22 protein-coding genes are annotated in these 19,809 nt (G+C 69.2%); 12 read left to right on the top strand and 10 right to left on the bottom strand.

The features are described 5' to 3' along the window. The first annotated feature begins 59 nt into the window (after positions 1 to 59). Positions 60 to 287, top strand: coding sequence for a hypothetical protein (locus tag BM396_RS10785; RefSeq protein ID WP_043353185.1), 228 nt, complete (start codon positions 60 to 62; stop codon positions 285 to 287). Between the two features lie 454 nt (positions 288 to 741). After that, positions 742 to 921: a hypothetical protein gene (locus BM396_RS10790; protein ID WP_043353187.1), complete on the top strand. Its 180-nt coding sequence runs from the start codon at positions 742 to 744 to the stop codon at positions 919 to 921. Here the strand turns inward: BM396_RS10790 and BM396_RS10795 are convergent, their stop codons facing one another. Genes BM396_RS10795 through BM396_RS10805 form a run of 3 tightly spaced genes read right to left on the bottom strand, consistent with a single transcriptional unit; the run spans position 922 to position 2,898 of the window. After that, positions 922 to 1,110: a hypothetical protein gene (locus BM396_RS10795; RefSeq protein WP_236952948.1), complete on the bottom strand. Its 189-nt coding sequence runs from the start codon at positions 1,108 to 1,110 to the stop codon at positions 922 to 924. A gap of 19 nt (positions 1,111 to 1,129) precedes the next feature. After that, positions 1,130 to 1,744, bottom strand: coding sequence for a cysteine hydrolase family protein (locus BM396_RS10800; protein WP_043353190.1), 615 nt, complete (start codon positions 1,742 to 1,744; stop codon positions 1,130 to 1,132). After that, positions 1,741 to 2,898, bottom strand: a complete 1,158-nt coding sequence (locus tag BM396_RS10805; RefSeq protein ID WP_244538858.1) for a GNAT family N-acetyltransferase — start codon at positions 2,896 to 2,898, stop codon at positions 1,741 to 1,743. Before BM396_RS10805 ends, BM396_RS10800 begins: the two co-directional genes overlap by 4 nt. Positions 2,899 to 3,091: 193 nt before the next feature. On the opposite strand from BM396_RS10805, the gene BM396_RS10810 reads away from it, so the two are divergent. The 6 genes from BM396_RS10810 to ureG all read left to right on the top strand — a co-directional run bounded on the left by BM396_RS10810 (position 3,092) and on the right by ureG (position 8,396). Beyond that, a complete protein-coding gene (locus tag BM396_RS10810; RefSeq protein ID WP_043379981.1) occupies positions 3,092 to 4,105 on the top strand; it encodes a LysR family transcriptional regulator in 1,014 nt (337 codons plus the stop codon). A gap of 126 nt (positions 4,106 to 4,231) precedes the next feature. Then, entirely contained in the window at positions 4,232 to 4,852 is a 621-nt protein-coding gene (locus BM396_RS10815) for an urease subunit gamma (protein ID WP_051975955.1), read from the top strand. Between the two features lie 2 nt (positions 4,853 to 4,854). Further along, a complete protein-coding gene (gene ureC, locus BM396_RS10820; RefSeq protein ID WP_043379983.1) occupies positions 4,855 to 6,582 on the top strand; it encodes an urease subunit alpha in 1,728 nt (575 codons plus the stop codon). 13 nt (positions 6,583 to 6,595) lie between these two features. Then, the gene (locus tag BM396_RS10825; protein ID WP_043379985.1) at positions 6,596 to 7,093 is read left to right on the top strand and encodes an urease accessory protein UreE; all 498 of its coding nucleotides are present in this window, start codon (positions 6,596 to 6,598) and stop codon (positions 7,091 to 7,093) included. Next, positions 7,080 to 7,769: an urease accessory protein UreF gene (locus BM396_RS10830; RefSeq protein ID WP_043380184.1), complete on the top strand. Its 690-nt coding sequence runs from the start codon at positions 7,080 to 7,082 to the stop codon at positions 7,767 to 7,769. Before BM396_RS10825 ends, BM396_RS10830 begins: the two co-directional genes overlap by 14 nt. 9 nt (positions 7,770 to 7,778) lie before the next feature. Beyond that, positions 7,779 to 8,396: an urease accessory protein UreG gene (ureG, locus tag BM396_RS10835; RefSeq protein WP_043353197.1), complete on the top strand. Its 618-nt coding sequence runs from the start codon at positions 7,779 to 7,781 to the stop codon at positions 8,394 to 8,396. A gap of 39 nt (positions 8,397 to 8,435) precedes the next feature. Here the strand turns inward: ureG and BM396_RS10840 are convergent, their stop codons facing one another. Further along, a complete protein-coding gene (locus BM396_RS10840) occupies positions 8,436 to 8,666 on the bottom strand; it encodes a hypothetical protein (RefSeq protein WP_043379988.1) in 231 nt (76 codons plus the stop codon). 200 nt (positions 8,667 to 8,866) lie between these two features. On the opposite strand from BM396_RS10840, the gene BM396_RS10845 reads away from it, so the two are divergent. Both BM396_RS10845 and BM396_RS10850 read left to right on the top strand, forming a co-directional pair. Next, positions 8,867 to 9,070, top strand: a complete 204-nt coding sequence (locus BM396_RS10845) for a DUF3311 domain-containing protein (protein WP_043379990.1) — start codon at positions 8,867 to 8,869, stop codon at positions 9,068 to 9,070. Then, the gene (locus BM396_RS10850) at positions 9,067 to 10,527 is read left to right on the top strand and encodes a sodium:solute symporter family protein (RefSeq protein WP_043379992.1); all 1,461 of its coding nucleotides are present in this window, start codon (positions 9,067 to 9,069) and stop codon (positions 10,525 to 10,527) included. Before BM396_RS10845 ends, BM396_RS10850 begins: the two co-directional genes overlap by 4 nt. A 6-nt stretch (positions 10,528 to 10,533) precedes the next feature. Here the strand turns inward: BM396_RS10850 and BM396_RS10855 are convergent, their stop codons facing one another. The 4 genes from BM396_RS10855 to BM396_RS10870 form a co-directional block, all read right to left on the bottom strand. After that, the gene (locus tag BM396_RS10855; RefSeq protein WP_043379995.1) at positions 10,534 to 11,307 is read right to left on the bottom strand and encodes an ABC transporter permease; all 774 of its coding nucleotides are present in this window, start codon (positions 11,305 to 11,307) and stop codon (positions 10,534 to 10,536) included. Continuing rightward, a complete protein-coding gene (locus tag BM396_RS10860; RefSeq protein WP_043379998.1) occupies positions 11,304 to 12,218 on the bottom strand; it encodes an ABC transporter permease in 915 nt (304 codons plus the stop codon). The genes BM396_RS10855 and BM396_RS10860 overlap by 4 nt, the downstream gene beginning before the upstream one ends. A gap of 64 nt (positions 12,219 to 12,282) precedes the next feature. Further along, entirely contained in the window at positions 12,283 to 13,341 is a 1,059-nt protein-coding gene (locus BM396_RS10865; protein WP_081948576.1) for an ABC transporter ATP-binding protein, read from the bottom strand. A gap of 4 nt (positions 13,342 to 13,345) precedes the next feature. Continuing rightward, positions 13,346 to 14,032, bottom strand: coding sequence for a Crp/Fnr family transcriptional regulator (locus BM396_RS10870; protein WP_043353212.1), 687 nt, complete (start codon positions 14,030 to 14,032; stop codon positions 13,346 to 13,348). 244 nt (positions 14,033 to 14,276) lie between these two features. Here BM396_RS10870 and BM396_RS10875 point away from each other — a divergent pair, with 244 nt between their 5' ends. Beyond that, on the top strand, positions 14,277 to 15,179 hold the full coding sequence (locus tag BM396_RS10875) for a UDP-3-O-acyl N-acetylglycosamine deacetylase (protein ID WP_043380002.1): 903 nt from the start codon (positions 14,277 to 14,279) through the stop codon (positions 15,177 to 15,179). A 28-nt stretch (positions 15,180 to 15,207) separates the two neighbouring features. Here the strand turns inward: BM396_RS10875 and BM396_RS10880 are convergent, their stop codons facing one another. After that, positions 15,208 to 16,254: an HD-GYP domain-containing protein gene (locus tag BM396_RS10880; protein ID WP_236952950.1), complete on the bottom strand. Its 1,047-nt coding sequence runs from the start codon at positions 16,252 to 16,254 to the stop codon at positions 15,208 to 15,210. A 276-nt stretch (positions 16,255 to 16,530) separates the two neighbouring features. Here BM396_RS10880 and BM396_RS10885 point away from each other — a divergent pair, with 276 nt between their 5' ends. Continuing rightward, on the top strand, positions 16,531 to 18,396 hold the full coding sequence (locus tag BM396_RS10885; RefSeq protein ID WP_043380004.1) for an ABC-F family ATP-binding cassette domain-containing protein: 1,866 nt from the start codon (positions 16,531 to 16,533) through the stop codon (positions 18,394 to 18,396). Positions 18,397 to 18,504: 108 nt separating this feature from the next. On the opposite strand, the gene BM396_RS10890 is transcribed toward BM396_RS10885, so the two are convergent. Further along, positions 18,505 to 19,806 carry an aspartate aminotransferase family protein gene (locus BM396_RS10890; protein ID WP_043380185.1) on the bottom strand — a complete coding sequence of 434 codons (1,302 nt, stop codon included), beginning with the start codon at positions 19,804 to 19,806 and terminating at the stop codon, positions 18,505 to 18,507. Between the last annotated feature and the right edge of the window lie 3 nt (positions 19,807 to 19,809).

Below are 19,809 nucleotides of genomic sequence, written 5' to 3' on the forward strand. Positions count from 1 at the left end.
GTGCGGCGGCGCGGAACATCCGCCGATGCCGCGCCGAGGATGTGAGACCGGGACGCCGCATGGCCTCGACGCTGGAACTGGATGGCCTGAACGAGCTGCGCGATGCGCTGATCGAGGAACGGCAGATCATCGTCGCATCGGTGCGGAAACTGCGCGACGCGCGGCGCCGGAAAGGCACATTCGTACTGGGTGACGGCGCCGATGCCGGTCCGCGGCTGGTCGCCGTGCAGGAGCAGATCGAAGTGGTCGAATCCATCATCGCCGCGCTCACGCAATCCCGGACCTGACGCGACCCGGATCCGCATCGTCGGAAAATCCGTTCCGGGCGCCTCGTCCGGAATGCCGTTGTCCGGCACTGCCACAGTTCGATGTCCGGGATGTTTCTGAGCTTTTTGCTCGGCCTTCCCGGGATCGGATATGCGCCGCTCGGTCGGCCCTTGAAGTCAGACGCCGGTGTGCCGAGTCATCGATCAGTCCTGCGGCAGGATTCGACGCCGCGCTTTGCCGAAAAAAGGCCCTTGATCCAGCCCTGCACAATATTGGTACCCCGGCGTTTCTGGCAGGTCCCGGCAGTCGAATGGGACGGCGCGTTGCCGCGGCGTCGGTGCTCGTTTGCCGGTTATGGATTCGCCCGGGCGTGACGATCCACGCGGCTTGTACAGGCTCTGCACATCTTTCGGGCTGGACGATCGCGATACCGTGCTGTTAGCCCAACGCAACTCAAGGCGCAGGACTACGAAGATGGACGCCTTCGATCACGCCGGAACGGCGCACGACGCCGACGAAACCCTCGATACGCCTCACGAGACCGAGCTTCTGGCCCTCTGGCGCGCCCTCGCGGCCGACAGGCGCGCGCGGGACGAGCGCATGGCACGCCTGCGCGCCATGCGCCTGATCGGCGGAGACGACGGAACCGACTGATCAATCGGTCTCCGGCATCCCGTCCTGAATGCGGCTCGCCAGGACGAAGCCGACCGCCATCGCCATAGCTTCGGCCTGTGCGATCAGCGTCGGCTCGCCGGCATCGCGCGCCGCCTGCAGCAGCTGGATCGCGTGGCGGCCCAGACGGAGGTTCACGTCCTCTTCGCCCGCTGGGTCGTCGTCCGGCATCCCGTGACTCTGGGCGCGGTCAGTCATTGTCGTGCCTCGATCTCGGGGCGGCTGGCATGGGCTTGAACGGCGAGGAGGTTGCGATCCACGATTGCGTGTCCGTGACGTCGCCGAAGACCCGCATCACCGCGCTCACCGACCGGTGGATCTCTTCGGCGCCGATGTCCTCCAGATCGTGGCTGGCGGAGGCATCGGACAGGAAGGTCACGTCCTGACCCCGGTGGAAGCCGTCGACCGCCGTCGCGAGGCAGGAGGATTCGGCGGCGAAGCCCGCCATGACCAGGGGCGGGCTTCCGCGCTCCATCGCGTCGGCGAAGGCGGGGCTCGCGTAGCAGGAGGGGCGGTCCCGGTCGAAGATCATGTCGCAGCCGTGGGGCTCGAACCCCTCGATCCAGCGGGCGTAGCGGCTGCCCGCCTGGAACAGCGGCGCCCCGACCCAGCGGACATAGGCCACCTGTATGCCGCTCGCGCGGGCATGCGCGAGGGCGCGGCGGCAGTTTTGGAGCGCGGGCTCGATCCCCGACAGGGCGAGCGGACGCCCGGCGATCTCGTATTCCTGCTGCATGTCCACCAGCACCAGAACCGGGACGCTGCGGGGCCGGCGATACAGCGCCGGATTGATCGGCCGGTTCATCGCGCCGCCACCGTCCGGTCCACGGAGGGCCGCGTCACGGCCCGGCTGCGAGACCGGTCGAGGGTCCCCGCCCGGTGCCAGCGTCCTTCCGGCCGGATGATGACATAGGGGTCGGCGCCGAGCCCGATGGCCTGCGGATGCGGCTCTGCCTCCATCAGCATCTCGACGTAGTCGAAGTCCGAGAAGACCAGTTCCTGCGCACCGTCGAAGATCCGGAAGCCGAAGCGGCTCCAGAAGCCGACGAGGCGCTTCTGGGCGTGGCCGTAGAGCCGGCGGTAGCCCTTCACCCGCGCGAGTTCGATGCCGGCCCGGACCAGGGCGAAGGCCAAGCGGGTGTTGCGGAACTCGGCCCGGACCGCAAGTCGCTCGATCTTGGCGAAATCCGCGAAGAACCGGATGCGCAGGCAGCCCGCCGGCTCGTCCCCGACATAGCCGATCAGGTGCGTCGCCGAGAGGTCGTTGCCGTCGAACTCCTCCTCGTAGGGGCAGGCCTGCTCTGCCATGTACACGGCGGCGCGCAGGGCGATGACCCGAGTTAGATCCTCCAGGTTCCGCGCGACCGCGACGCTGGTGCCGGCCCCGCCCGGCTTGTGGCTGTCGTAGAGCGGTGCGGCCTCCGTCTTCGGCCCGCGGGCGAAATGGTACAGGTCCACACAGCCGGTCTTGCGGACCGTGAAGCCGAGCGTCGTGAGCAGATCCGCGCCCTCGGGCGTCGCCGCCCGGGCGTAGAAATCGACGCCGCGATAGGTTGGGCTCGACAGACGGTCGAAGACGAGGCTGACGCCACCGGCAAGCCGCCGCCGCGCGTAGACCGCCCAGACATAGATCCCGGCCGGACGTTCGTGCTGACCGGCCAGCATCGCGGCCGGTGGATCCGACGCATCGAGCGTTCCCGTCTTGAGCGCGGCCAGGCCGGCCGCATTCAGCATCAGGCAGGCGACGAAGCCGTCGCCCTGCGGATGTGCCGCATCGAACTTGTGTTTCTGGGCAATCGCCAGGACGCTGTCCGGATTGATCGACATCACGCGCTGCACGACGTGCAGGGGTGCCAGATCCGGCAGATCTGTACGCGCATCTTCGATCAGGCGTCTGAGATCGTCCGGCGCCGGCATGAATACGACGAGATGACGGGCGATACGATCGACGCGCAACATGCTCAGGTCATGCCGCGGCTCCACAGTGACTGACGCTGGACCAAGTTGATCCGTATCCCCCGCCACGAACTGGCCGCGAGCCATGTGCAGTGTCATCGGATGACCTGTCATTCGGTTTCGGATTGACGGTCCAGCACTTCGCATCTAGCGCTCTGGCTGTATGTGCAAAAATTGAAACAGGGGTGTTCCGTCGATGGAACAGACGGAGGCAAGCCGGGGCTCGATGCCCGACTGGCAGAGCATCCGAGTCTTCCTGACGCTCCAGCGGTCCGGAAGCTTCCGATCGGCGGCCGCCAAGCTCGGCCTGTCCGTGAATTCGGTGCGTCGCCGGATCGGCGATCTCGAGGCCCTGATCGGTGCCCCGCTGATGACGCGCCATGTCGACGGGATCCGTCTGACCACCGAAGGCCAGGCGATCCTGGACGCGGCCAACCGCATGGAGGCTGCGGCGTTCAGCCTGGTGCGCACGGGCGAGGTCGCTCCGTTCGCCGAGACCGGCGAGGTCCGCATCGCGGTGACGGAAGGGCTGGGGGCGTTCTGGCTCGCGCCGCGGCTCGTCGAGTTCCAGCGCGCCAATCCGCGCCTGACCGTCGACCTGCGCTGCGCCATGGAATCCGCCGACGTCCTGCGGCTTGAAGCGGACGTTGCCATCCAGCTGACGCGCCCGACGAGCCCGGACCTGCGCGTCGTCAAGCTCGGCCGGATCCACATGGTGCCCTATGCCGGGCGGAGCTACGTGGAGACGTATGGGCTTCCCGATCGCCCCGAGGATCTCGCGCGCCACCGGATCGTGGTTCAGGACGGCAGCCAGACCATGCGCCTCGAGGATTACGTGCGCTCAGTGCCGGGCTTTCCCGCGACGGTGCCGATCACCCTGAAGATCAATGTCAGCAGCGCGTATTACTGGGCGATCGCGAAGGGCGCCGGGATCGGCCTGCTGCCGACCTATGCCAGCGCGATCGGCGCGCAGGTCGTCCCGGTGGACAATCTCGGCCGCTTCGGCGTCGACATCTGGCTGACCTATCACCCGGATGCGGAGCGGATCGGCCGCGTGCGGCGGACGATCGACTGGCTGCGGGCGTCCTTCGATCCGAAGCGCTATCCCTGGTTCCGGGACGAGTTCATCCATCCTCGTGACCTGCCGGGCACCGTCAAGGGCGAGCCCCTGCCGGACCTGTTCGCCGGGTTCATCGCCATGACCTCGTGACGTCGCCGGGACCCTGAGCGGCCCCCGACCGTCGATGGCCCGAAGCGTCTCCACCGGGCCCGCCTTGGCCTTGACCGCGCAACGCGCATGATCCTTGCTCCGGCGGCCACGACGACGAGGTTGCCCGTGCTGCTGACACCCCGCGAAAAGGACAAGCTGCTGATCGCCATGGCGGCACAGGTGGCGCGCAACCGCCTCGCACGGGGCGTGAAGCTCAACCACCCGGAGGCGGTGGCGCTGATCACCGATTTCGTGGTCGAGGGCGCCCGGGACGGCCGCACCGTGGCCGATCTGATGCAGGCCGGCGCCAAAGTGCTGACCAGCGATCAGGTCATGGAGGGCGTGCCGGAGATGATCCACGACATCCAGGTCGAGGCCACCTTCCCGGACGGGACCAAGCTCGTCACCGTGCACCACCCGATCCGGGGGACGGCCTCGGCAGACGTCCCCGGGGCCGTGACGACGCTGCCCGGCGAGATCGTCTTCAACGCAGACGCCGAGCGGACCGTGCTCGAAGTCGCCAATGTCGGGGACCGGCCGATCCAGGTCGGCTCGCACTATCACTTCTTCGAGGTCAATCCGGGCCTCGTGTTCGAGCGGGAGCAGGCCCGCGGCAAGCGCCTCGACATCGCGCCGGGCACCGCCGTGCGTTTCGAGCCGGGATCGACGCGGGAGGTCGCGCTGGTGCCGCTCTCCGGCGGACGCACCGTGTACGGTTTCCGCGGCGACGTGATGGGCAAGCTCTGACCATGGCCAATTCGCCCAAGCCCGCCAGCCTGCCCCGGTCCGCCTACGCCGACATGTTCGGCCCCACGGTCGGCGACCGTATCCGCCTCGCCGATACCAGCCTGGAGATCACGGTCGAGCGCGACTTCACCACCTACGGCGAGGAGGTGAAGTTCGGCGGCGGCAAGGTCATCCGCGACGGCATGGGCCAGAGCCAGGCGACCAACGCCGACGGCGCCGTCGACACGGTGATCACCAACGCCGTGGTCCTCGACCATTGGGGCATCGTGAAATGCGATGTCGGAATCGTCCGCGGCCGGATCTTCAAGCTCGGCAAGGCCGGCAACCCGGATGTGCAGCCCGGAATCGACATCGTGGTCGGCCCGGGCACGGAGGTCATCGCCGGCGAGGGCAAGATCCTGACGGCGGGCGGCTTCGACAGCCACATCCACTTCATCTGCCCGCAGCAGATCGAGGAGGCGCTCTGCTCGGGGATCACCACGATGCTCGGCGGCGGCACCGGGCCGGCCCACGGCACCTTCGCCACCACCTGCACCCCGGGCCCCTGGCACATCGCCCGGATGATCGAGGCGGCCGACGCCTTCCCGATGAATCTCGCCTTCGCCGGCAAGGGCAACGCGTCCCGGCCGGACAGCCTCGTCGAGATGGTGCGGGCGGGTGCCTGCGCGCTGAAGCTGCACGAGGATTGGGGCACCACGCCCGCGGCGATCGATACCTGCCTGTCCGTGGCCGATGCCCACGACATCCAGGTCATGATCCACACCGACACGCTTAACGAATCGGGCTTCGTCGAGGACACGATCGCCGCCTTCAAGGGCCGAACGATCCACGCCTTCCACACCGAGGGCGCCGGCGGCGGGCACGCCCCCGACATCATCAAGGTCGCCGGGCTCCCGAACGTGCTCCCGTCGTCCACGAATCCGACGCGGCCCTACACGTGGAACACGATCGACGAGCATCTCGACATGCTCATGGTCTGCCACCACCTCGACCCGTCGATCCCCGAGGATCTCGCCTTCGCAGAGAGCCGGATCCGGCGCGAGACCATCGCGGCCGAGGACATCCTGCACGATATCGGCGCGCTCTCGATGATGTCCTCCGACAGCCAGGCCATGGGCCGGGTCGGCGAGGTCATCATCCGCACGTGGCAGACCGCCGACAAGATGAAGCGGCAGCGGGGCGCACTGCCGGGGGATGCCTCCGGCACCGACAACCTGCGGGCGCGCCGCTACATCGCCAAATACACGATCAACCCGGCCATCGCGCACGGCATCTCCCGGCACATCGGCTCGGTGGAGCCCGGCAAGCTCGCCGACCTCGTCCTCTGGACGCCGGCCTTCTTCGGGGTGAAGCCCGATCTCGTGCTGAAGGGCGGCAGCATCGCGGCCGCCCCCATGGGCGACCCGAACGCCTCGATCCCGACGCCGCAGCCGGTGCATTACCGGCCGATGTTCGGTGCCTACGGTCGGGTCCCCTTCGCCACCGCCCTGACCTTCGTCTCCAAGGCCGCCGTCGACGACGGCCTGCGGGAACGGCTCGGCGTCCAGAAGGACCTGGTGGCCGTGGAGAATGTGCGCGGCGGCATCTCGAAGAAAAGCATGATCCTCAACGACGCCACGCCCGAGATCGAGGTGGATCCCGAGACCTACGACGTCCGGGCCGACGGCGAGCTGCTGGTCTGCGAGCCCGCCGAGGTGCTGCCCATGGCGCAGCGCTACTTCCTGTTCTGAGCGGTCCCGTCCGATGATTCGCGCCACCCGCATCCTTCGCCGGGACGCACTGTCCGGCGGCGAGATCGTCGACCGCGTCGTGCTCGATCACGGCGACCGGCATCGCCGCCGGGTCGCCATGCGCGGCGCAGGCGGGCTGGGCTTCCTGCTCGACCTGCCGGAGCCGGCCGTGCTGGAGGACGGCGACGCCCTGGTCCTGCAGGACGGCCGGCTTGTCTGGGTCGAGGCGGCGCCGGAGCGCCTTCTGGAGATCCGCGCACCGGACGACCATGCCCTCAAGCGCCTGATCTGGCACATCGGCAACCGGCACATCCCTGCCGAGATCGGCGCGGACGCGGTGTGGATCGCCGATGACCATGTGCTCGCCGATATGGTGCGCGGTCTCGGCGGCACCGCCGAGCCCGTGGAGCGACCGTTCCGGCCCGAGGGCGGTGCCTATTCCGGCGGCCACGCCCACGAGCATGACCATCCCCACGGCGGCCACCACCATCACCACCATGCCGGCGGCTGAAACCCTGGATTCGCTGCGTGTGATGGCGTGGCTGTCGCCGGGTTACCCGGTGGGCGCCTACGCCTACTCGCACGGCCTGGAATGGGCTGTCGAAGCCGGAGATATCCGCGACGAGGCCGGCCTGACGCTGTGGCTCGAGGACGTCTGCACCCGCGGCGCCCTGCGCAACGACCTGATCCTCGCGGCCGAGGCCCACAGGGCGGCAGGCGCCTCCGACGGCGTCGGCCTCATCGCCGTCAACGATCTCGCGCTCGCCCTCGCCCCGTCCCGGGAACTGCACCTCGAGACGAGCCAGCAGGGGCGAAGCTTTCTCGACGCGACACGCGGCGCCTGGCCCTGCCCGGCGCTTGCGGCGCTCTCCGAAGAACTGCCGGGTCCGGTCGCCTACCCGGTCGCCGTCGGGCTCGCCGCCGGGGCGCATCGCATGGCGCTGGGGCCGGTTCTCGCCGCCTACGGCCTCGCCTTCCTTCAGAACCTCGTCTCGGCGGCCCTGCGGGCGGCGCCCGTGGGCCAGGCAGCCGGGACCCGGGTGATCGCCGCCCTTGCTCCGCGGCTCGTGCCGCTGGCCGCCGCCGCCGCTGAGGCGGGGCTCGACGCCCTCGGTGCCGCAACCTTCCGCCTGGATCTCGGCTCCTTTCGGCACGAGACCCAATATTCCCGCATCTTCCGATCCTGAGCCTGAAGCATGACCTCCTCGAACGGCCCCCTCCGCGTCGGCATCGGCGGTCCCGTCGGCTCCGGCAAGACCGCCCTGATGGAGCAGCTCTGCAAGCGCTTCCGCGACCGCTACGAGATCTGTGCGATCACCAACGACATCTACACGAAGGAGGATGCGCGAATCCTGACCGTGGCCGGCGCCCTCCCCGAGGAGCGCATTCTCGGTGTCGAGACCGGCGGCTGCCCGCACACCGCGATCCGAGAGGACGCCTCGATCAACCTCGCCGCCGTCGCCGAGATGACCCGGCGGTTCCCCAAGCTCGATCTGGTCCTGATCGAATCCGGGGGCGACAATCTCGCGGCGACGTTCTCGCCCGAACTCGCCGACATCACCCTCTACGTCATCGACGTCGCCGGCGGCGAGAAGATCCCCCGCAAGGGCGGCCCGGGCATCACGCGCTCGGATCTGCTGATCGTCAACAAGACCGACCTCGCGCCCCTCGTCGGCGCCGACCTGTCGGTCATGGAATCCGACACGCAGCGGATGCGCGGCGCGCGGCCCTACGTGTTCGCGTCCTTGCGGGAGGGGGCGGGCGCGGATTCCGTCGCGCGCTTCGTCGAAGAGGCGGGCGGTCTCGGTCGCTGAACCGATGAGCCGGTCGCGTCGAACGCGTGCTGCTCGACTCTAGCGCCCGGCTTCGGCGGAGCGGGCGCGAACCGACGACGATTTCGGCACACCCATGAGCGCGTCGAGGCGGCTCATGCGGGCGTTGAAATCGTTCATGACGGTCTGGCGCGCCTTGAGTGCGGCGCTGGGCTGGACCTTGGCGGCCGCCTGACGCGGCCGTGCCTCAGCCTGGACCGTCGGAACGGCGAGAAGCGCCGCCAGCGCGGCGATGGTCAGGGTCGGTTTCATCGCGCGAAATCCCTCGTGCATCCGCGGCGCCGAACGTCGCGAAGCCGCACGAGATTAGGCGTGCCGGACCCGGGGCCGCGTGCGCGAGCACACAACACGTAAGATTGATCTGTCTGCGCATCGAGCTGGCTCCGTCAGGTTGACAGTCCGTCGCGACTGATTCAACCCGCGGTATCGGGGCCTTCTGGACGGTATCGCGCATGCGAAATCTGCGGTGGCTCGCCGCCCTGCCCTTTCTGGGCATCCTGATCGGTCCGTTCTTTCTGAACCGGGTCGAACCCTTCGTTCTCGGCCTGCCGCTGCTCCTCGCCTGGCTGGTGTTCTGCGTGATCGGGACCTCGGCGGTGATGGCGGTGATCTATCTCGCCGATCCCCAGAACCGAAGCCCGGAGGATCCGCGATGAGCGTCGCCCTCATCATCGTGGCGGCCGGGTTCGCGCTGGCGATCGGCCTCGGGCTCTACGCACGGTTGGGCCGTGAGATGGGCCTGGAACAGTGGACGGTGGGCGGCCGGGGCTTCGGCACCACACTCGTCTTCCTGCTGATGGCCGGCGAGATCTACACGACTTTCACGTTCCTGGGTGGGTCCGGCATCGCCTACGGCAAGGGCGGCCCGGCCTACTACATCCTCTGCTACCTGACCCTCGCCTACGTCACCTCGTATTGGCTGCTGCCGCCCGTCTGGCGCTACGCGAAGCAGAACGGCCTCTACACGCAACCCGATTTCTTCGCCCGCAAGTACCGAAGCCCGGCGCTCGGCATGCTGGTGGCTCTGGTGGGGATCGTGGCGCTGGTCCCCTACCTCGTGCTCCAGTTCAAGGGCCTGGGGATCATCGTCTCCACAGCGTCCTACGGGGCCATCTCGTCGACCGCCGCGGTCTGGATCGGGGCGGCCGCCCTCACCGTCTACGTGGTCGTCTCGGGCGTCCACGGCTCGGCCTGGACGGCGGTAATCAAGGACACCAGCATCCTGTTCGTAGTGGTCTTCCTCGGGATCTACCTGCCGGTGCACTATTACGGCGGCTATGGAGGGCTGTTCCAGGCCATCGAGGCGGCGAAGCCCGGCTTCCTCGCCCTGCCCGATCGCGGCCAGAGCCCGACCTGGTTCACCACGACGGTCCTGCTCACCGCCCTGGGCGGATACATGTGGCCGCACACCTTCGCGTCGCTCTACACGGCGCGCGAGCCCGGCGCCTTCCGGCGGAACGCCGTGATCCTGCCGATCTACCAGCTGATCAATCTCTTCGTGTTCGTGATCGGCTTCACGGCCGTCATGCAGGTGCCCGGCCTCATCGGCCCGGATGTCGATCTGTCGCTGTTCAAGCTCGCCCTCGCGACCTTCCCGCCCTGGGTCATCGGCCTCATCGGCGCCACCGGCGTGCTGACCGCTCTGGTCCCGGGATCGATGATCCTGATCGCCGGCGTGACGCTGGTGGCCAACAACCTCGTCCGGCCCCTGCGACCCGGCATGGACGATGCCGCCACCGCCCGGCTGTGCAAGATTCTGGTGCCGGTTCTGGCGCTGGTCTGCGTGGGCTTCACCCTGTCGGGCGGAGACACGATCGTGCAGCTCCTGTTGATGGGCTACAACTTCGTCACGCAGCTCTTCCCATGCTTCATCGCCAGCCTGATGCGGCGCAACCCGCTCGATCGGCGCGCTGCGATGGCCGGCATCGTCGCGGGCGTCGCCACCGTGGCGGCGACCGTTCTGAGCGGGTTCAGCCTGTCCAGCCTCTCCGCCCTCGGACCGCTCCAGGACGTGAATGTCGGCATCGTGGCGCTGATGGTGAATCTCGTGGTCACCCTCGCGGTGGCGCAACTGATGCGCGTCGGCGCGACCGCCGCGCAGGCCGCTGAGTGACGGGTCTCAGGCCCGCCCGCGCCGGGTCGTGAGCCAGGATGCCAGTAGCACCGCGGCGCTCACCAGCCCGACCAGGAGGGTCGAGGCCGCGTTGATCTCCGGGTTCACCCCGAGTCTGACCTGGCTGTAGAGCCGCATCGGCAGCGTGGTCGAGCCGGGGCCGGACACGAAGCTCGCGATGACGAGGTCGTCGAGCGACAGGGTGAAGGCGAGGAGCGCCCCGGCGGTCAGAGCGGGCGCCAGAAGCGGCAGGGTGACGGTCATCAGCACCCGCGCCGGCGTCGCGCCGAGGTCGGCCGCGGCTTCCTCCAGGGATCGATCGAGACCGCGCAGGCGCGCCCCGACCACCACCGCCACGAAGCCCGTGCAGAACGTCGTGTGGGCGATGACGATCGTGAGGAGGCCCCGGTCCAGCCCGATCCCGATGAACATCAGCAGGAGCGAGAGGCCGATCATCACCTCCGGCATCACGATCGGTCCGACGACGAGGCCGGTGAACAGCGCCCGTCCGCGGAAGCGGCCCTGCCGCTCGAGGACCAGGGCTGCGAGGGTGCCGAGGATCGTGGCGAGCAGGCTCGCGAGGATCGCGACCTTCAGAGAGACCCAGGCGGCTGCGATGAGCGGCGCGTCGGACATCAGCGCACCGTACCAGCGGGTCGAGAAACCGCCCCAGACCGTGACCAGGGGCGAGGCGTTGAACGAGTAGACGATCAGCACCACGATCGGCGCGTAGAGGAAGACGAGGCCGGCCGCGAGGGCGGTGCGGGTGACCCAGGTCACGGGGACTCTCCCTCGCCGGCGCGCAGGCTGTCCCGGAACAGCACCACCGGGCCGATGACGATGGCGAGGATCAGGACCGCCACCGCGGAGGCCAGGGGCCAGTCGCGGTTCGAGAAGAACTCGGTCCAGAGCACCCGGCCGAGCATCAGGGTTTCCGAGCCGCCGAGAAGGTCCGGGATCACGAACTCGCCGATCATCGGGATGAAGCACAGGCCCGCGCCGGCCGCGATCCCGGGCAGGCTGAGCGGCAGGGTCACGGTCCAGAACACCCGGGTCGGCGAGGCGCCGAGATCCGCAGCGGCGTCCCGCAGCGTCGGGTCGAGGCGGTTCATCACCGCGTAGAGCGGCAGGACCATGAAGGGCAGATACGCGTAGACGAGGCCGATGATAACCGCGGCGTCGGTGTTGAGGATCGTGAGCGGCTCGCCGATCAGCCCGAGCCGGATCAGCGTGAGGTTGAGCAGACCCTCCGGTTTGAGAATCGCGATCCAGGCGTAGACCCGGATCAGGAAGCTGGTCCAGAACGGCACGACCACCAGCGCCACGAGGAGCGGCTGCCATCGGGACGGGGCGCGGGCCAGCGCGTAGGCGAGCGGTGTGCCCAGGGCGACAAGGATCAGGCTGGCCAGGGCGGCGTAGGTCAGCGAGCCGAGGACGGCGTCCCGATAGAGCGGGTCGGCGTAGAGCGTCAGGTAATTGTCGAAGTTCAGGGCTTCGAGAAAGCTCGACCAGCCGTCGAGGCCGGCCCGCCAGTCGAGCACCGGCAGATAGGGGGGAATCGCCGTCGCCGGCTCCGACAGGCTGATCTTGAGGGTGATCGCGAACGGCAGCAGGAAAAACGCCGCCAGCCAGAGGAAGGGTGGCAGCCGCACGAGACGATCGAACAGCCGTGCCGTTATCCGGCCGCTCACCGGCGGGCCCCCGGATCGCGCCGCCCCGGGCGGGCATGCGGATCGGCCGACGGCGCGATGGGCCTCATGCCGGCAGGATCACGGCGGCCTCGGCCGCGAAGCCGGCATGCGATGCCGATCCGAGCGCCTGCCCGGCCTCCGTCGGTCGCCCGCTCGCCCGCAGCGTCGTGCCGTCGGGCAGGCGCAGGGTCCGACGCAGCCTGTCTCCGAGAAAGACGGAATCGGCGATCACCACCGGCAGCCCCTCCGTGCCGAGAACGAGGTCCTCCGGCCGCACGGCGACCACGACGGCGGCCCCCGTCTCCAACGTGCCCGCCGCGACGCCCCGCACGGCGCCATAAGCGGTCTCGACTTCGTGAGCGCCGCCGGGCCCTCTCGCGCCGAGGCGGCCGGGGATGAGATTCACGTCGCCGAGCAGACCCGCCACGAAGCGGCTCGCTGGGCGTCGGTAGAGCTCCGCCGGAGGTCCGACCTGGATCAGGCGCCCGCCTTCCATGACGCCGATCCGGTCGGCAAGCATCATCGCCTCCTCGGGATCGTGCGTGACGACGATGAAGGCGGTGCCGAGCCGCCGCTGGACGGCGCGCAACTCGCCCTGCGTCTCCTCGCGCAGGCCGCGATCCAGGGCGCCGAGCGGCTCATCGAGAAGCAGCAGCTGCGGCTCCCGGGCCAGCGCCCGGGCCAGGGCGACCCGCTGCCGCTGACCGCCCGAGAGCGTGTCGGGTCGGCGGTCGCCGAACCCGTCGAGGCGCACGAGCCGGAGCAGGTCCGCCACCCGGTTAGCGGCGGCGGCGCGGCCGAGGCCCTTGAGACCGTAGCCGATATTGCCGGCCACGCTCATGTGCGGGAACAGGGCATAGGACTGGAACATCATGTTGACCGGCCGCCGGTGGGGCGGCAGCGCGGTCAGATCGGCCTCCCCCAGCAGGATCCGCCCGGCGGTCGGTCTCTCGAAGCCCGCGATCATGCGCAGGAGGGTGCTCTTCCCGCAGCCGGACGGCCCGAGCAGACAGAAGAACTCCCCCGGCTCGAGATCGAGCGTCACGGCCTCGACGGCGTGGTGCGTGCCGAAGCGTTTGGTCAGCTCCTCGAGCCGCAGGCGCGGCGCCGGCAGGCCGGACAACGGATCAGGAATCCTCGCGCAGCGCCTCGGCCACGCGCGCTTCCAAGAGATCCGGCCGCCGCAGGACGAGGGCGCCGCGGGTGCGGTCGACCAGACCCTCGGCGGCCATCGCGGTGAATTCCCGGGTCACCTGCTCCCGCCGGCAGCCGATCCGGGCGGCGAGGACGTGGTGGTAGGGCGGGGGCGACACCACCCGCTCGCCCCCCGCCCCGGCCCGCGGCACGGAGAGGCGCAGCAGCTCGGCATACAGCCGGTGCTTGAGATCGAGCAGGGCGTGCTCCATCAGCCGCGTATTCAGCTCGCGCACGCGCTTGGCCAGGAGCCGGAACAGCCGGTCGGCGATCGCCTCGGACGCGAAGACGATCTGGCGGAACACCGGGGCCGGCACCACGCAGACCTCGCCGCGCGTCAGCGCCGTGACGTTGGCCGAGCGGCCGATTCCGTCGATCGCGGCGAGTTCGCCGAAGAAGGCCCCGCCCCGCATCTCCCCCAGGATGACCTCCTTGCCGGACTGGGTCCGGTTCAGGATGCGGACCTCGCCGGAGGCGATGAAGTACACGTCGGTGGAGATGTCGTCGAAGTCGACCAGAACCTCGTTCTCGTCGAAGCGGCGCCAGTGGCAGCGGGGCTCGTAGGGCCCGAGCTCAATGCCCGGATCCTTGAAGAAGGGTATCGTCCCCAACCGCGCCATCGATCGTGTTCCCTCAACTCCGGCCTCCGTCCCTGCCCTGACGGGGGCCAGCCAGCAGATCTGGGGACGGGAGCAGCCCGTACAGTGACGTCGCGCTCCGCCGGGGCGGTGCTGGATCGATCGGGCATAATGATCGTGACGGTCGCGGGCTGGACGGTCAAGCCGCGTCCCGATGAACAGGAGTTTATTGGCGTGGATCACCCATGAGGGCTAGGTTCCCTGTCCGCTGCGGCGGCCTGACTCGATGCATCAAGACGTTCCATTCCCGCTCTCGACAGCCGCTCCAGGCCCTCGGCTTCAGGCGACCTTGTCTCATCCGTTCGAGCGGTCGGGACGCAGCCTCCATTCGGGGCGACACGCCACGGTCCGCGTCAGCCCGGCGCCGGCCGGCCACGGCATCGTCTTTCGGCGTCGTCTGAAGGATGGTCGCACGGTCGATGTGCCGGCCGATTGGCGACTTCGGGAATCGCAGCCGCTGTCCTCGGCGGTGCGGCGGGAGGGGGTCCTCGTCCGCACGATCGAACACCTCATGGCATCGCTGAGCGCCTTGCGGATCGACAACGTGCTGGCCGAGATCGACGCGGACGAGCTGCCGATCTTCGACGGCAGCGCCACGCCGTGGTGCGAGGCCATCCGGGCCGCGGGCCGGAGCGAGCAGACCTTGCCCTGCCGGGTCATCCGCCTGCTGCGGACCGTTGCGGTCGAGAACGGGCGGCGGCGGCTTCAGATCGAGCCCGGCGACGGACTCCACATCAGCGGCCACCTCGCGCTGGCGCATTTCGGGTCGGTCGACTGGTCGGGTGCGATCACGCCCGAAGGCTTCGAGCGGGAGATTGCGCCGGCGCGCAGCTTCGGTCGCTACCTGCGAGCCATGGCGGGGCGCGCCTACGGCTTCGTCCGGGGGACGGACTTCCTGCAGGGCGTATCGCCCCGCTCGGCGGCGCTCCTCGTGCGCGGGCACGTGCTCGGCGGGATGCGGGTCCCCGATGAGCCGGTGCGGCATCGCATCCTCGATCTCGTCGGCGATCTCGCTTTGGCGGGGCACCCGATCGAGGGCCGCATCTCAGCCTTCCACACGGGACACGAACTCAACCACGCCCTGGTCGCGGCCCTGATGAGCGACAGCTCGGCCTGGGAACTCGTTTGAGGCGCGGCCGACAGACCGGGGGGAGGCCTCAGGCGGAGGCAGGTCGAGGGGGTTCGCAGGCGGCCGCGACCTCACCGAAGGCTCGGACCAGATCGACATCGAGCTTCGCGGTCATCTGCCTCAGGATGGCGTAGGCCTCCGGGGCCGATTTCGGCGCCTTGTAGGGGCGCGCCTCGATCAGCGCGGCGAAGATGTCGCAAATGGTGATCAGACGGACGAGATCCGGGATCTGCGACCCGCGCAAGCCGTCCGGATAGCCCGAACCGTCGAGATATTCGTGGTGCGAGCGGACCACCGACAGGGTCAGCGCGTCATAATCGCCCGTCAGCAGCATCGCGTGACCGAGCGCCGGGTGACGATCCATCTCCTTGCGCTCGAGGGGCGTCAGCGGTGCCGGCTTGTTCAGGATGGCGAGCGGGATCTTGGCCTTGCCGATGTCGTGGAGCAGCGCCCCTTTGACCAGGTACCGGGAATCGGCCTCGCTGAGCCCCAGAATACGGGCGAATTCGGCTGCGATCCCGGCCACGCTCAGGCAGTGGCGGTGGGTGACGTCGTCGAAGTTCGCGACGACGTCGAGCCAGTTGCGCACCTTCGCCTCGCGGATGGCCTGATTGACCAAGTCGGCGCCGCTTTCGACCACCGCCGGCGGGGGTGCCTGATCGGCCCGGAACAGGCTGACGAAGGCCGCATGTGCCTCATGGATCTGATGCCGCCACCGGCGGGCGGATCGCGTATCCGGCCCGCCGTCGGTCAGGGTCGCGACCGCATTCAGCAGCAGGGCGCTCGCCGTGGAGGCCGCCATCACCCGGGTCGCCCCCAGAGCCGTCGCCTGGATCTCGCCGCGCCCGAGATTGCCGTGGATCAGGGCGAGAAACGGGACCCCGGGCGCCCGCACCGTGGACAGGACCTGACGCAGGCGCCGGACGGATTCGGAGGTCAGTGCGCTGACGTCGCTGATGATCAATGCGGCGCCCGATGGCGGGGCCGCGTCGCCGTAGAGGTCGTGCAACATCACGGAAATGCCGCCGCCGAGGTTGCGCGCGAGCCGCCCGCCCCGCTCGAGATCGTCGGTCAAGATCAGGGTCTGGCCCAACAACTCCCCCCGTCGCTCGCCTCGTTCCGGGCGTCCAACGTGTGTGAGCGCACTCTAACCAATGATCGGCCTATCGAAATCTGGATAGACGTCGCTCAAGATAATTATAGTCGCATTACGTTAAAATTTTAGCCGCCCAGGCAGGTATTCTCCGCTTCAATCAGGTATCCAACCCGTCACATCGAGGCCTCGCGAATCGTGTCGGTCGGCGCGGAGCCGACGCTTGCCTCGCCGCGTCCGGACAGCCAGAACGCCGTCATGCTGCGCGTCAATGACCTCACCTATCGCATCGGCGACCGTCTGATCCTCGATTCGGCGAGCTTCACGATCCCGGAAGGCGCCCGCGTCGGTCTCGTCGGGCGCAATGGGGCCGGCAAGACCACGCTGTTCAAGGCCATTCTCGGCGATCTGCCGGTGGATGCGAAATCGGTGGCGCTGCCCAAGGGCATGCGGATCGGCGCCGTTGCCCAGGAGGCACCGGCCGGGCCGGAGACGCTGCACGCCGTCGTGCTCGCCGCCGACACGGAGCGCGCCCGGCTGATGGCGGAGGCCGAGCATGCGGACGGCTTGCGCCGCGCCGAGATCGAGACCCGGCTCGTCGATATCGGCGCCCACTCGGCGCCGGCCCGGGCCGCCGCGATCCTGCACGGCCTGGGGTTCGATGCGGCCGCCCAGGGGCGGCCCTGCTCGGACTTCTCCGGCGGCTGGCGGATGCGCGTGGCGCTGGCCGCCGTCCTGTTCTCGGAGCCGGACCTGCTGCTCCTCGACGAGCCGACCAACTATCTCGACATCGAGGGCACGCTCTGGCTGTACGATTACCTGGAGCGCTACCCGCGCACCGCCATCATCATCAGCCACGACCGCGACCTGCTCGACACCAGCGTCGATCACATCCTCCATCTCGACCGCGGCAAGCTGACGATCTACCGCGGCGGCTATTCGAGCTTCGCCAAGCAGCTCTCGGAGAAGCGGGTGCTCCAGGCCAAGGCGAAGGCCAAGCAGGATGCCGAGCGCGCGCATCTCCAGAGCTTCATCGACCGGTTCAAGGCCAAGGCCACCAAGGCGCGGCAGGCCCAGTCGCGGATGAAGCGGCTGGCCAAGATGGAGCCGATCGCGGCGCTGCTCGACGACGACGTGCCGGTGATCCACCTGCCGAGCCCGGAGAAGCCCCTGTCGCCGCCGATCGTGGCGATGGAGCGGGTCAAGGCCGGCTACGGGGACCGGATCGTCCTGACCGGGCTCGACCTCAGCCTCGCGCCGGACGACCGGGTGGCGTTGCTGGGCGCGAACGGCAACGGCAAGTCGACCTTCTGCAAGCTGATCGGCGGGCGGCTCGGCCCCGTGGCCGGCGAGGTCAAGCGCTCCTCCAAGATGGAGGTCGCCTATTTCGCCCAGCATCAGCTCGACGAGTTGCGGCCCTCCGAGAGCGCCTACGCGCATGTCCGAACCCTGATGCCGGACGTTCCGGAGGCCAAGGTGCGCTCCGCGACGGCGCGGCTGGGCTTCGGCGCCAACAAGGCCGACACGCCAGTCGAGAAGCTCTCGGGCGGCGAGAAGGCGCGGCTGCTCATGGGCCTCGCGGCCTTCCACGGCCCGCACCTCCTGATCCTCGATGAGCCGACCAACCACCTCGATATCGAGAGCCGGCAGGCCCTCGTGGAGGCGATCAACGACTACGAAGGGGCCGTCATCCTCGTGTCCCACGACCGCTTCCTGGTCGAGGCCTGCGCCGACCGGCTCTGGCTCGTCGCGGACGGCACGGTGAAGACCTTCGACGGCGACATGGACGATTACCGGCGCTTCGTCCTGTCGGGGCCGGAGCGCGAGGCGGAGCGCGAGACCGAACCGTCCGGCGGCCAGAAGGCCGAGGCGCGCCGGGCCGGCGTCGAGCGCCGCGCGGCCCTGGCGCCGCTGCGCAAACGCCTGGAGGCCATCGAGGCCCGCATGGCCAAGCTGACCGCGGCGATCCAGAAGATCGATGCGGCGCTGGAGGACGGGTCCGCCTTCCGCGAGAACGCCGCCAAGGCGGGCGAGATCGCCAAGATGCGCGCGGACGCCGCGCAGGCGCTCGCCTCCGCCGAGGAGGAATGGCTGAATGTGAGCGCGGAGATCGAGGCCGCCTGAGGCGTTCCCCGGCGCGCTCGGACCCCTTGAGGCCGGTGGTTCCCATCCGTTCGGGCGCTGCGAAACCATCCAGCAGCGCCACGGCAGGCCGGGCGGCGCGATGCTTGTTCAGAGCGACAGTTCGATCGCCCGCTCCAGGATGTCGACGCCGAGGTCGATCTCCTCGTCGGTGGCGGTCAACGGCGGGGCGATGCGGAACACGCCGCCCATGCCCGGCAACTGCACGATGTTCATGCTCAGCCCGAGGTCCAGGCAGCGCCGGGTGATCGCATCGCCCAGATCCGGCGCAGGCACCTTCGTGCCCCGGTCGGCCACGATCTCGACGCCCTGCAGAAGCCCGCGGCCCCGGAGGTCGCCGATGCAGGCGAAGCGCTGCTGAAGGGCGCCCAACCGCGTGGCGAGCCGGGCGCCGGCCTCCTCGGCCCGGGCGACGAGGCCGTCGCGCCGGACAATCTCCAGCACCTTGAGGCCCACCGCTGCGGGCAGCGGATCGGAGACGTGCGTGGTGTAGAATAGGAACCCGCGGGCGTGGCAGAGATCCTCGATCTCCGGCGTGGTCAGGACCGCCGCGAGCGGCAGGCCGGCGCCCAGGGTCTTCGACAGGGTGAGGATGTCCGGGACAACGCCGTCGCGTTCGCAGGCGAACATCAGGCCCGTGCGGCCGATGCCCGTCTGGGCCTCGTCGAGGATCAGCAGCATCCCCCGCTCCGCGCATTTCCGCTTGAGCGCGGCGAGGTAGCCCGGTGGCAGTTCGAGGATGCCCCCGGAGCTGAGGATCGGCTCGGCCAGGAACGCCGCCAGGTTGCCGGTCGATTGCCGGTCGACCAGCGCGAAGGCGTAGTCGAGTTCGGTCTGCCAGTCGGGGGCTCCGTCCTTCTCGAAGGTGGGGCGGTAGGCGTTCGGCGCGGGGATCGCGAAGGAGCCGACGGAGGCCGGGCCATAGCCCTTGCGGCCGGCGCTGTAGGTCGCCCCGGCCGCCCCCGCCGTCATCCCGTGCCAGGATTGCGCGAAGCTCACGACCTCCCAGCCGCCCGTGGCGAGCTTGGCCATGCGCAGGGCGGCCTCGTTGGCCTCTGCGCCGGTGGTCAGCAGGAGCGTCCGTTCGAGGTCGCCGGGGGCGATCCGGGCCAATTCCGTCGCGAGATCGACCACGGGCCGGCTCAGCATGCCGCTGAACAGGTGGTCGAGATGTCCGACGTGATGCGCGGCCACCGCGGCGATCTCGGGATGCCCGTGGCCCAGAATCGCGCTCATCTGGCCGGAGGTGAAATCGAGGATCTTCCGGCCGTCCGCGTCGTAGACGAAGCTGCCCTCCGCCCGCTCGATGATGACCGGCGCGAAGGAGCCGCCGTACCGCACGAGATGCCGACGTGCGCGCGTCCAGAAATCGGCGTCGTCGTTCCGTGTCATCGT

Source organism: Methylobacterium sp. UNCCL125 (assembly GCF_900116795.1).
In the GTDB taxonomy this organism is placed as follows: Bacteria; Pseudomonadota; Alphaproteobacteria; order Rhizobiales; family Beijerinckiaceae; genus Methylobacterium; species Methylobacterium fujisawaense.